The sequence below is a fragment of the Pararhizobium sp. P1_E7 genome, assembly GCF_056405855.1.
Map to the genome: position 1 here is coordinate 109,439 of NZ_JBFUBH010000011.1, position 12,060 is coordinate 121,498.

Genomic DNA, 12,060 nt, shown 5'->3' on the forward strand with positions numbered 1-12,060 from the left:
TCGATGACCGGTATCATGAACGGAAAGCGCGGCCTTATCATGGGGGTCGCCAACAGCCACTCCATCGCCTGGGGCATCGCACAGGCGGTTGCCGCCGAAGGCGCCGAGCTTGCTTTTACCTATCAGGGCGAAGCACTCGGCAAGCGCGTCAAGCCGCTGGCCGCCGAGCTGAATTCCGACCTGGTCATTCCCTGCGACGTGGAAGACATCGCCTCCGTCGATAGCGCCATTGCGACGATCAAGGAAAAATGGGGCAAGCTCGACTTCATCGTGCACGCCATCGGCTTTTCCGACAAGAACGAGCTGAAGGGTCTCTACGCCGATACGACGCGCGACAACTTCAGCCGCACCATGGTGATCTCCTGCTTCTCCTTTACCGAGATCGCCAAGCGCGCTGCCGAACTGATGACCGACGGCGGCACGATGCTGACGCTGACCTATGGCGGCTCCACGCGCGTCATGCCCAACTACAACGTCATGGGCGTTGCCAAGGCAGCTCTTGAGGCTTCCGTGCGCTATCTCGCCGCCGACTACGGCGCGCGCGGCATTCGCGTCAACGCGATTTCGGCCGGCCCGATCCGCACGCTCGCCGGTGCCGGTATTTCCGATGCGCGCGCCATGCTCTCCTGGCAGCAGAAGAACTCGCCGATGCGCCGCACGGTGACGATCGAGGATGTCGGTAGCTCGGCGCTCTATCTGCTCTCCGGCCTGTCGCGCGGCGTCACCGGCGAAATCCACTACGTGGACTCCGGCTACAACATCACCTCCATGCCGGCTCTTGATACATTGCGGACGGCGGACACGGAGTAATATCCGGGCCGCCACCCTTTCCGTGCCTCTTGAATTTTGCATCTGCACTTGCCAGTTCAGAGCGCGCAAACCGTCCAGAACCACGTTGAGGCAAGACACGCATGAGCAATGCCGCTGAAAAACCCGTCGAAAATCACGTCTTCGAAGCCGATGTCGCGCGCCTGCTGCATCTCATGGTGCACTCGGTCTACTCCGACAAGGACGTGTTCCTGCGGGAGCTGATCTCCAACGCCGCCGATGCCTGCGAAAAACTGCGCTACGAGGCGATCAGCGCGCCGGAACTGCTCCTGGACGATCCCACGCCGCGCATCACGCTGACACTCGACGCCGACAGCAATACGCTGATTGTGGAAGACAACGGCATCGGCATGAGCCGTGACGACATGGTCGAGGCGCTCGGGACCATCGCCCGTTCCGGCACACGCGCCTTTATGGAGCGCGTCGAGGCGGCAAAGGCGGGCGAAGGCGCCCAGCTGATCGGCCAGTTCGGCGTCGGCTTCTATTCCGCCTTCATGGTCGCCGACAAGGTCGATGTCCTCTCACGCCATGCGGGCAGCGCCCACGCCTGGCACTGGTCGTCCGACGGCAAGGGCAGCTATACCGTGTCCGAGGCCGATCTGACCGACGCCCCGGCACGCGGCACCCGCATCACGCTGCACCTCATGGACGATGCCAAGAGCTATACCTCGAAATGGAACGTCCAGAAGATCGTCAAGGACCAGTCCGGCCATGTCCCGGTGCCGATCGACCTGATCGAGAAGCCCGGCGCTGACGTCGAGCACATCGGCGACGGCACCGCGCTCTGGACGAAATCCCGCACCGAGATCACCAAGGAAGAATACGCCGATTTCTATCGCGGCGTCTCCGGCCAGTACGACGAACCGGCATTGACCGTGCATTTCCGCGCCGAAGGCCGGCATGAATATACCGGGCTTGCCTTTGTGCCGGAATCCAAGCCGATCGACATGTTCGATCCTTCGGCCAAGGGCCGCATGAAGCTCTACGTCAAGCGCGTCTTCATCACCGACGATGCCGAGCTTCTGCCGCGCTACCTGCGCTTCGTGCGCGGCCTTGTCGATACGTCCGACCTGCCGCTCAACGTCTCGCGCGAGATGATTCAGGAAAGCCCGATCCTTGCCGCCATCCGCAAGGGCCTGACCAACCGCGTGCTGACCGCCATCGAGAAGCTGGCCGACAGCGACGCCGATGGCTTTGCCAAGCTCTGGGATGCCTTTGGCGCCGTGCTGAAAGAGGGCATCTACGACGACTTCGAGCGCCGCGCGCAGCTGATCGCGCTGTCGCGTTTCCGCACCACGGCGTCAGACGAAGCGACACGGTCGCTTGCCGACTACGTCAAGGACATGAAGGACGCGCAGGCGGCGATCTATTACCTGGCGGGCGACAATCTCGACCGGCTGAGGGCGTCGCCGCAGCTGGAAGGTTTTCGCGCCCGCGGGATTGAGGTCCTGCTGCTCACCGATTCCGTCGACAGCTTCTGGGTCACGGCCGCGCCCGACTTCGAAGGAAAGCCGCTCAAGTCGATTACGCAAGGGGCGGCCGATCTCGCCCAGGTGCCGAAGGCTGATGGCGAAACACCAGCAGCGCCGGCAACGTCTGAGGCCGTCATCGATTTCATCGCCTTTGCCAAGACCGCGCTCGGCGATGCGGTGTCTGACGTGCGCGCATCCGACCGCCTGACGGAAAGCGCTGTCTGCCTTGTGGCGCCGGAACAGGGTTACGACCGCCAGCTGGAAAAACTGCTTCAGAGTTCGGGCCGGCTGGATATGATCGCCAAGCCTGTCCTCGAGATCAATCCAGGCCACGGCCTGATCGCAGCGCTTGCTTCAGGCGGCAGTGATGAATTCCGCAGGGATGCCGTCCAGCTTCTGCTCGACCAGGCCCGCGTCCTCGACGGTGACAAGCCGCAGGACCCGCGCGCCTTTGCCGAGCGCCTGTCGCGCCTTTTCGAGCGTGCCCTGAAGGGCTGAGTTTCGCCGGGTACCGGGTGTCCCCTCACGGCACGGCTATCGCTTGCGGATCGAAGGCGGCGGCAACAGAGAGACGCGTCCTGGCGGGTCCTCTGCTCTTAGAGCGCTTCCGTCTAAAGATGAAGCGCTCTAGCAGGCGAGGTCGGCAACCACCGCATCGAGGATCAGCATGCCGGCCGGCGTGCAGCGCAGACGGGAATTGCCCAGCCGCTCGATAAAACCGTGTTCGATTAGGAACTGTTCGCGGTCCGGGTCCGGCTCTCGACCGGACAGGTCCTGCCAGCGCACGAGGTCGATGCCTTCCTTGAGCCGCAGGCCCATCAGCAACAGCTCGTCGGCCTGTTCGCCAAACCCGAGCACTTCCTGGTCGACCATGCCGTGGCCATGTTCCTCGACCAGCTGCAGCCAGTCCTCCGGCTTGCGCTCGGTTGCGGTCGCGATCTTGTCGCGGCCGCGCGTCAGGCGGCCATGGGCGCCCGGGCCGATACCGGCATAGTCGCCATAGCGCCAGTAAGTGAGGTTGTGGCGGCTCTCGGCGCCCGGCGCGGCGTGGTTTGAAACCTCATAGGCCGGCATCCCGAAACCTTCGGTGATCTCCTGCGTCGCCTCGTAAAGCACCGCGGAATGCTCGCCGTCGGGCACGATCAGCTTGCCTGCCTTGTGAAGGCCGTAGAAGGGCGTGCCTTCCTCGATCGTCAGCTGGTAGAGCGACAGGTGATCGACGGCATAGGAGACGGCCTGTTTCAGTTCCTGTTCCCAGGCCTCGACGGTCTGGTTCGGGCGGGCGTAGATGAGGTCGAAGGACATGCGCGGAAAGATGTCGCGCGCCAGCCCGATCGCCTTCAGCGCATCCTCGACATTGTGCAGCCGGCCGAGGAATTTGAGGTCCCGGTCGTTCAGCGCCTGAACGCCGAGCGAAACCCGGTTGACGCCGGCGGCGCGATAGCCGCGGAACCGGGTCGCCTCGACGCTGGAGGGGTTGGCCTCCATGGTGATCTCGATGCCGTCGGGCACGTGCCAGAGATTGGCGATGCCGTCGAGAACGGCCTCGACGGTCGCCGGGTTCATCAGCGACGGTGTGCCGCCGCCCATGAAGATGCTGGTAACGGTGCGCGGGCCCGACATATGCCGCATCGCGGCCATTTCAGTCAGAAAGGCGCTGACGAAACGCGGCTGGTCGACCGGCTGATGCCTGACATGGCTGTTGAAATCGCAATAGGGACATTTGGCAGCACAGAAGGGCCAATGCACATAGACCCCGAAACCGGGTTCCTTGCTGTCGCCGATGGAAGAAAAAGTGGCCATTCTGTTTTGGGTCTTTCAGGCGCCAGGGCGCGGCGCGTTGGGTTGGGCGATACTTGCTTGCTGGCGTGGAAACCTGCCACGCCGTCACTTTACGCACTCAGGCACGTCTCTGCAAAAAGCTTGAACGCCCGCGCCCGATGCGAAAGCGCCTCGTCGTCACCCGGCTTCCAGCCGTGCTTTTCCTCAGCACTCATTTCGCCGAATGTGGTGTCGTAGCCGAGCGGTTGAAAGACCGGGTCGTAACCAAATCCTTGCGCGCCGCGCGGCGGCCAGACGATGTGGCCTTCGACTTCGCCACGGAACAGCTCGATATGGCCGTCGGGCCACGCCAGGCAAAGCACCGAGACGAAACGGCCGGTGCGCCGGTCGAAGGCCGTGGCTCCGGCCTCCTGAATGGCGGTCTCGACCTTTTCCATCGCCATGGCGAAATCACGCGTGCCGTCGGCGGTCTCCGCCCAATTGGCGGTGTAGACGCCCGGATCGCCGTTCAGCGCATCGACGACGAGCCCGGAATCGTCCGAAAGCGCCGGAAGGCCGGAGGCTTTCGCCGAGGCCAGCGCCTTGATCGTGGCATTCTCCTCGAATGTCATGCCGGTCTCGTCCGGTTCGACGAAATTGAGGTCGGCAGCGGATTTGGCCTCAAAGCCCATCGGGCCGATCAGGTCGCGGATTTCGCGGATCTTGCCGGCATTGTGGCTGGCAACGATCAGGGTCTTGTCTTCAAGCTTGCGCATGACGTCTTTCTCATCCGGCGGGGTCCCGCCCATTCGTGTCAGTCGATAGCCCAGAGGCTGGCCTCGGCGCATTCCAGGCTGTTTCCGGCCGGATCGCGGAAGTAGAAGGAGCGGGCACCCGATGGCCAAAGCACTTCGGATTCGATCGCAATCCCGGCTCCCGACAGCTTTTCTTTCCAGGCATCGAGATCGCCGGCTGCGACCCGGAAGCACATATGCCCCGGACCGTGCGTTCCATGCGGTGGAACGTGCAATCCATCCGCCGGCGGCGGTTTCACCGTTTCCGCCGGATTGAACAGCAGAAGGACGCCAGGGCCGCAACGGAAGAAGACATGCCGGTTGCCGCCGCGGCTGATTTTTCCAAGGCCGAGAACGGAGCCGTAAAACGCCTCCGCCCGGTCGAGATCGTCAACATAGAGCGCCGTCTCCAGAATGCCTTCGAACGGTGCCGCCATTCTCAGCCCCCGATAGCCTGCTTCTGCATGCCCACCAGGTCGGCAATGCCATTCTTGGCAAGGCTGAGCAGCGTGCCGAATTCCTCTTCGGAAAAGGGCTTGCCTTCTGCCGTACCCTGGATTTCCACGATGCCGCCCGAGCCGGTGATGACGAAATTGGCATCGGTTTCAGCGGCGGAGTCTTCCAGATAGTCGAGATCGATCACCGCCTGGTTGGCGAAGATACCGCAGGAGATCGCAGCGATATGGTCCTTGAGGACCTTTTCCACCTTGATCATGTTGCGGGCTTCCATCCAGGCGAGGCAATCGCGTAGTGCAATCCAGGCGCCGGTGATAGAGGCGGTACGGGTACCGCCATCAGCCTGGATAACGTCGCAGTCGATCGAGATCTGACGCTCGCCCAGCGCCTGCAGGTCGACCACAGCGCGCAACGAACGGCCGATCAGCCGCTGGATTTCCTGGGTGCGGCCGCTCTGCTTGCCGGAGGCTGCCTCGCGCTTCATGCGCTCGCCGGTGGCGCGCGGCAGCATGCCGTATTCGGCGGTGACCCAGCCCTTGCCGCTGTTGCGCAGCCATGGCGGCGTCTTTTCTTCCAGGCTTGCCGTCACCAGCACATGCGTGTCGCCGAACTTGACGAGGCAGGATCCTTCTGCGTGCTTGGAAACGTTGCGCTCGAAGGAAACCTTGCGCATCTGGTCGGTTTTTCTGCCGGAGGGCCGCATCATGAACTCCTGTGATGTTTGTCAGCCTTCTAGAGCCTTTCATCTTCAAACGGAAGCAATTCTGTTGGCTCAAACCGGCCGGGCCCAAAGAAGGCCGGCGCAGAGCGATGCCGAACCATCGTGCAAGCCGGCCGACGCTGCGGACGGCCGGTTTCAGCCAGCCATTCTGCCGGAAGGGAAATCATTTGCGCTAAAAGAGTGAAAAGCCGCTATGCGGCGGGCTTTCCGGCCAATTTCCCTTTTGCTATCCGAACCGGGATCACTATATTTCAATTGACTTCGACAATATGGGTTTCGCGTTCGAATGGTGCTGGATAGATCTGCAATGCAGGAAAGGCTGATGGCGCTCGACGAGCGGTCGGGCGAAATCTTCCGTCGCATTGTGGAAAGCTATCTGGAAAGCGGCGAACCGCTCGGCTCCCGCAGCCTGTCGCGCATCTTGCCGATGTCGCTGTCACCGGCCTCCGTGCGCAACGTCATGAGCGATCTCGAAGACCTTGGCCTGATCTACTCCCCGCATATCAGCGCCGGGCGCCTGCCGACGCAGAATGGCCTGCGTTTCTTCGTCGATGCCTTCATGCAGGTGGGCGACCTCTCCGCCGAGGATCGCGCTTCGATCGACCGGCATGTGCGCCGCGCCGACCGCGACCAGCCTGTTGAAACGCTGCTGACCGAGGCGAGCCAGATGCTGTCGGGCATGTCGCGTGGCGCAGGGCTGGTGATTACCGCCAAGAACGATCCGGTGCTGCGGCATGTAGAATTCGTCCGGCTGGCGCCGACCAAGGCGCTCGCGGTCCTCGTCGGCGAGCATGACCAGGTGGAAAACCGCATCATCGAGCTTCCGGCCGGCGTTACCAGCTCACAGTTGACGGAAGCGGCCAATTTCCTGAATGCGCATCTCGCCGGGCAGACGCTGCCCGAAGTGCGCGGTCAGCTAGAGAAGGTCAAGGAAACCGTGCGGCGCGAACTCGACACGCTGAGCCAGGACCTGGTCGAGCGCGGCCTCGCCATCTGGTCGGGCAGCGAGGCGGATGACAAGCCGACGCAGCTGATCGTGCGCGGCCGTGCCAATCTTCTCGAGGGGCTGGCCGGTGCCGAGGATGTCGATCGCCTTCGCATGCTGTTCGATGACCTGGAAAAAAAGGACAGCCTGATCGAAATCCTCAATCTGGCCGAAAGCGGGCCGGGGGTGCGAATCTTCATCGGCTCGGAGAACAAGCTGTTCTCGCTGTCCGGTTCGTCGCTGATCGTTGCGCCCTACAAGGATGGCGACGACAAGATCGTCGGAGCCGTCGGGGTGATCGGCCCGACCAGGCTGAATTACTCGCGCATCGTGCCAATGGTGGACTATACGGCGCAATTGATGTCGCGTTTGTCGCGATAACCGGCCGGAAGAAAGCCGGTTTTTCCGGCAGCGTTCGATTGCACCCTTGATTTTTCGGCTTCAAAGCTCGATATCGACACCAAATCCTAGACATGTTGACATTCCGGAGACCGTCATGACCGACGATATGAACAAACACGGTGCTGAAGCGAACGCGGACGAAGCAGCGGCCGCTTATGCCGAAGCCGCCGCTGAACAGGTCGACTCAGCCGTTTCCGAGCCGGATCCGTTGGAGCTTGCCAAGGCCGAAGCCGCTGACATGCGCGACCGCTATCTGCGCCTTGCCGCTGAAATGGATAACCTGCGCCGCCGCACCGCGCGCGACGTCAAGGATGCAAAATCCTATTCCGTCGCCGGCTTTGCCCGCGATATGCTCGCCGTCTCCGACAACCTGCGCCGCGCGCTCGATGCCATTCCGGCCGAAGCCCGCGAAGCAGGCGATGCCGGCTTCAACGCATTGATCGAAGGCGTCGAGATGACCGAACGCGCCATGCTGTCGGCGCTGGAACGTCATGGCGTGCAGAAGCTGGAGCCGGTCGGCCAGAAGTTCGACCCGAACTTCCATCAGGCGATGTTCGAAATTCCGAATGCGGAAGTCCCCAACAACACCGTCGTCCAGGTCGTTCAGGCCGGCTACACCATCGGCGAACGCGTGCTGCGCCCCGCCATGGTCGGCGTCGCCAAGGGCGGCCCGAAAATCGTCGCTGCGGAAGAACCACCGGCCGCTTGATTCAATTTCATGAGAAACGGTGTCAGGATGGCTAAATTCTAGACCGTTCTGACACCGTGCTTATCGCCTCATAAATGACTCGGCACTTTTGCTTTCAACAGCTCGATAAGATGTGGGTCCATAAACTCATATTCATCCGGAATATGAAGGCAGATAAGCCGTTTTCGGTTCAGATGGGCTCTATACTTTGTCTGGACCTTGTTGCGATGTGATTTCTCCATAACGAAGACGATGTCGGCCCATTCGATTTGCTCGGGTGTTAGCGGATTTTCCGCGTCGTTGTTCGTTCCGGCGGAAGAAACCTTGATGCCGGGCCAATTTGCGAACACTTGCTCGGCAGTCGGGCTGCGCAACTTGTTCTGGCTGCAGATGAACAGGACGTTTTTCACGAGGTTTTCGTCACCCGAACAACTGCTTCAGATGGTCGTTCAAAAAACGCCCTTCCGGATCGAGCTTGTTCCGAAGTGCCCGGAAATCTCCGGCGCGTGGATAAAGCGCCGTCACGTCCTCGCTACCCATGAAATGCAGCTTGCCCCAATGCGGGCGTGAGCCGAACTGGCGCAGGATATCGTCGACATCCTTCAGGTAGTTCCAGTAGTCCGTGCCCGGTTGGCCCGAGACCGACAGCGTGATCGAATCCTGTTCGAAGAACGGGCTGATCCAGCCGCCGTCGCCGGCGGTGAAGCGGTATTCGATCGGGTAGATGCAGGTCGGGTGTTTCTCCAGCATCAGCTTGCGCACTTCGGTGCAGGCCTGCTTGCCGTATTTGACCGGCACCGCATATTCCAGCTCGTGGAAGTTCGGCACATATTCGATCGGATAGATTTCCGAGGAATAGGCGATCTTCTCGAACGCATTTTCCATCGGCGGCCGATCGGTGATGTCGATGGTCTTCATCTCGCAGACATCGGAGAGGCTTGTGGTGGTCGAGACGGAGGATGTATCGGGCAGGCAGTAGCAATGGCGGCTTTCCGGCACGGGGCACCAGAAAAAGCCGAAATGCCGGTGGTTGGCGGCGAGATCGTCGTGTTGCTCCATGCATTCGTCGAAGGTGCAGCGCCACAGCTTCTCATGCAGATTGTAGCTGTCCATCACCTGCAGCGTGATTTCCGAGATGACGCCGAGCATGCCGATGGATACGCGGGCGGCGTTCAGCATGTCGGGCTCGCTGTCGTCGATGGCAAGAATGCTGCCGTCCGGCTGCACCAGCCGCATGCCGACGATCTGCGAAGCCATGTTGCCGAGTTTAAGGCCGGTGCCGTGCGTGCCTGTGGTCAGCGCGCCCGCCAGCGCCTGGCTGTCGATATCGCCCTGGTTGATCATCGAAAGCCCGCTGCGCTTCAGGGCCTTACCCAGCGTGTTGATCGTCGTGCCGGCATGGACGGAGACACGCTTGCGCGCCGTGTCGATGTGGGTGACGCCCTGCAGGCCGGAGAGCGTCAGGTGCAGTCCGCTGGTCAGCGCCACCGGCGTGAATGAGTGGCCTGACCCCGCGCAGCGCACGTTCAGCCCATTCGATGTTGCCTCACGTACCATATCCGCCAGAGCGGCCTCGCTGTCGGGTGCACCCCTGTGCCTCACGATGCACGATTGATTTCCCACCCAGTTGCGCCAGTGCCCGCCTGTTTCCATCATGTTCCCGTTCTCCCGTTTGTTCTTCACATCGCCGTAAAACAATTATCGACGAAAAGATGCGTGCCGTTGACGAAGCTGGATTCGTCGCTGGCGAGGAAGAGGGCGGCCTGTGCCACTTCCATCGGATCGCACATGCGGCCTTGCTGGGCGGCGATCGCTGCGTCGGACACATCGACACCGTATTTGGCAAGGCCCACCAGTTCGCGCTTGCCGTGGTCAGTGGCGATGAAGCCGGGACAGACGGCGTTGGAGCGGATACCGCGATCGCGGAATTCCACGGCAATCGCCCGGGCGAACATGTGGCAGGCGCCCTTGGTCGTGTCGTAGAGCACCTCCATCGGCGTCGCCGCCACGGCCGAGATCGAGGAGGTCGAGACGATGCTGCCGCCACCGGCGGCCAGCATGCCCGGCAGCACGGCCTTGGTCATCAGGAACATCGAGCGCACATTGACGGCCATCAGCCGGTCCCACTCGTCCTCCTCCGTTTCGAGAAACGGCCCAACGGCCAGAATGCCGGCGTGATTGAAGAGAACCGTAATTGCGCCGAATGCATCCTCGACGGCTTTCACCGCCGATTTGACCTCGGCGGAAACGGACACGTCGGCGGGTGCGAAAACAGCCTGTCCCCCCTCGGCGCGGATCGCGGCCGCAACCTCTTCGCCCTTGCTGCGCGGCAGGTCGACGATGCCGACGCGGGCGCCTTCGCGGGCAAAGAGCTGGGAAGCGRCAAGGCCGCATCCCCCGGCACCTCCACTGATCAACGCGGTCTTTCCAGAAAGTCTGCCTGCCATCGCCGTTCTCCTCGTGATTTTCCAAGGATTATTGTTGACGCAACCGGGGCTGTCGATATCCCATAAGGGATAGATCGCCGAAGAATAAAGGTCCCGCCTTTGCTGCCAGACTTATCCCGCCAGATCGCCGCGCTGATAGATGGTCTCTCGACGCCGGGTTTCGGCGAGGCGCTCGACGCGCTGCTGCGCCGGGCGGCGGTCTTCGATCTGTCCGGCGTCTTCGTCTTTCCCTATGACGCGCGGCCGCTTTTGCTGCATGACGGCTACACCCGGCATGTGGCGCCACGGGCCTGGGCCGCCTATCTCGGCGGCGCCTATCTGCTCGACCCCTTCTATGTTGCCTGCAACAATCGTCATCCGGCCGGGCTGTGGCGGATGCGCGATCTCGCACCGGATGATTTCTTCGACACCCAGTTCAGCACCTCGCGCGAGGTACACCCGTGTGTATCGACGGAATCTGGGTCACTGGTCGAGGAGATCGGCTTTCTCGTGCCGCTGGAGGGCGGCATCACGGCCACCTATTCGCTGATGCGCGTCAAAGGTCATTCCGGATTCAGCGATGCCGAATTGGAAGATCTGCGCGCCTATGAGCCGATCGTACAGGCGGCAATCCGCTCAAGCTGGAAACGCGAGGCGAGCCGCGTATTTCCGCAGGCTGGCCAGGATGATCTGATGGAGGAGGCTTTCGGCAGGCTATGCGCCGACCGGCTGACGCTGCAGCAGCGCAACATCGTGCGGCTTATCCTGCGTGGACACAGCAATGCGTCGATCGGGGAAAGCATCGGCATTTCGGAAGGCACGGTGCGCATCCACCGCAAGAACATCTACAAGCGCCTGGCCATTTCCAGCCAAGCGGAGCTGTTCGGCATTTTTATCGATCACCTCAATCAGCAAAAACTGTATTGAGGCGATTGGATCAGGCCGCGTTGGAGGCCTGGTCGTCGCTGAGGAGGGTATAGATCGCCGATGCCGAATCCGTTGCCCGCAGCCGGGCAACCATGTCCGGATCCCGCAAAACGCGCGCAATCCGCGACAGTGCCTTCAGGTGATCTGCGCCAGCGCCTTCGGGGGCGAGCAGCAGGAAGACAAGGTCAACCGGCTGGTCGTCGAGCGCTTCGAAATCGACCGGCGATTCCAGTCGCGCAAAAATACCGACGATCGACGACAGATGGCCAAGCTTGCCATGCGGGATAGCGATGCCGTTGCCGACACCGGTGGATCCCAAGCGCTCTCGCTGAAGAATGACGTCGAATATTTCCCGTTCGGGTAGATCAGTGATCTTGGATGCTTTTGCCGCCAATTCCTGAAGCAACTGCTTCTTAGAATTGGCCTTCATGGCCGGAAGTATCGCATTCTGCTGCAGCAAGCCTGCCAATGCCATTCTTTTGTCCTCGTTCGCATGTAGGAGCCGCATACACCCGGCAAAATGCCGGACGGCGGCCCCATCCATCCTTCTCTCGGCGCTTTACCGGCGGACCGTCAACGGTCTTCCATGCGTAAACCACC

General features: G+C 61.7%; 13 protein-coding genes. 5 read left to right on the plus strand and 8 right to left on the minus strand.

The window, feature by feature from the left end:
* Positions 1-3 precede the first annotated feature (3 nt).
* Complete coding sequence (fabI, locus tag AC1D17_RS14355) at positions 4-810, plus strand: enoyl-ACP reductase FabI (RefSeq protein ID WP_477566069.1); 807 nt, start codon at positions 4-6, stop codon at positions 808-810.
* Between the two features lie 101 nt (positions 811-911).
* The gene (gene htpG, locus AC1D17_RS14360; protein ID WP_477566070.1) at positions 912-2,798 is read left to right on the plus strand and encodes a molecular chaperone HtpG; all 1,887 of its coding nucleotides are present in this window, start codon (positions 912-914) and stop codon (positions 2,796-2,798) included.
* A 129-nt stretch (positions 2,799-2,927) separates the two neighbouring features.
* Here the strand turns inward: htpG and hemW are convergent, their stop codons facing one another.
* The 4 genes from hemW to rph all read right to left on the minus strand — a co-directional run bounded on the left by hemW (position 2,928) and on the right by rph (position 6,014).
* A complete protein-coding gene (gene hemW, locus AC1D17_RS14365; RefSeq protein ID WP_264220812.1) occupies positions 2,928-4,103 on the minus strand; it encodes a radical SAM family heme chaperone HemW in 1,176 nt (391 codons plus the stop codon).
* A gap of 89 nt (positions 4,104-4,192) precedes the next feature.
* Positions 4,193-4,837, minus strand: a complete 645-nt coding sequence (rdgB, locus tag AC1D17_RS14370; RefSeq protein ID WP_477566071.1) for an RdgB/HAM1 family non-canonical purine NTP pyrophosphatase — start codon at positions 4,835-4,837, stop codon at positions 4,193-4,195.
* Between the two features lie 38 nt (positions 4,838-4,875).
* Entirely contained in the window at positions 4,876-5,292 is a 417-nt protein-coding gene (locus tag AC1D17_RS14375) for a VOC family protein (RefSeq protein WP_477566072.1), read from the minus strand.
* Between the two features lie 2 nt (positions 5,293-5,294).
* Positions 5,295-6,014, minus strand: a complete 720-nt coding sequence (gene rph, locus AC1D17_RS14380; RefSeq protein ID WP_477566082.1) for a ribonuclease PH — start codon at positions 6,012-6,014, stop codon at positions 5,295-5,297.
* Between the two features lie 304 nt (positions 6,015-6,318).
* Here rph and hrcA point away from each other — a divergent pair, with 304 nt between their 5' ends.
* Together hrcA and grpE are read left to right on the plus strand one after the other, a co-directional pair.
* Entirely contained in the window at positions 6,319-7,398 is a 1,080-nt protein-coding gene (hrcA, locus tag AC1D17_RS14385; protein ID WP_477566073.1) for a heat-inducible transcriptional repressor HrcA, read from the plus strand.
* A gap of 115 nt (positions 7,399-7,513) precedes the next feature.
* Entirely contained in the window at positions 7,514-8,128 is a 615-nt protein-coding gene (gene grpE / locus AC1D17_RS14390; protein WP_477566074.1) for a nucleotide exchange factor GrpE, read from the plus strand.
* A gap of 68 nt (positions 8,129-8,196) precedes the next feature.
* Here the strand turns inward: grpE and AC1D17_RS14395 are convergent, their stop codons facing one another.
* The 3 genes from AC1D17_RS14395 to AC1D17_RS14405 are packed head-to-tail and all read right to left on the minus strand — an operon-like array spanning position 8,197 to position 10,554.
* Complete coding sequence (locus tag AC1D17_RS14395) at positions 8,197-8,517, minus strand: low molecular weight protein tyrosine phosphatase family protein (protein WP_477566075.1); 321 nt, start codon at positions 8,515-8,517, stop codon at positions 8,197-8,199.
* A gap of 10 nt (positions 8,518-8,527) precedes the next feature.
* Entirely contained in the window at positions 8,528-9,763 is a 1,236-nt protein-coding gene (locus tag AC1D17_RS14400) for a D-arabinono-1,4-lactone oxidase (RefSeq protein ID WP_477566076.1), read from the minus strand.
* Positions 9,764-9,786: 23 nt separating this feature from the next.
* Entirely contained in the window at positions 9,787-10,554 is a 768-nt protein-coding gene (locus tag AC1D17_RS14405) for an SDR family NAD(P)-dependent oxidoreductase (RefSeq protein WP_477566077.1), read from the minus strand.
* Between the two features lie 99 nt (positions 10,555-10,653).
* Here AC1D17_RS14405 and AC1D17_RS14410 point away from each other — a divergent pair, with 99 nt between their 5' ends.
* Positions 10,654-11,460: a helix-turn-helix transcriptional regulator gene (locus AC1D17_RS14410; RefSeq protein WP_477566078.1), complete on the plus strand. Its 807-nt coding sequence runs from the start codon at positions 10,654-10,656 to the stop codon at positions 11,458-11,460.
* A gap of 10 nt (positions 11,461-11,470) precedes the next feature.
* On the opposite strand, the gene ptsN is transcribed toward AC1D17_RS14410, so the two are convergent.
* Positions 11,471-11,935 carry a PTS IIA-like nitrogen regulatory protein PtsN gene (gene ptsN / locus AC1D17_RS14415; protein ID WP_264220803.1) on the minus strand — a complete coding sequence of 155 codons (465 nt, stop codon included), beginning with the start codon at positions 11,933-11,935 and terminating at the stop codon, positions 11,471-11,473.
* Positions 11,936-12,060 lie beyond the last annotated feature (125 nt).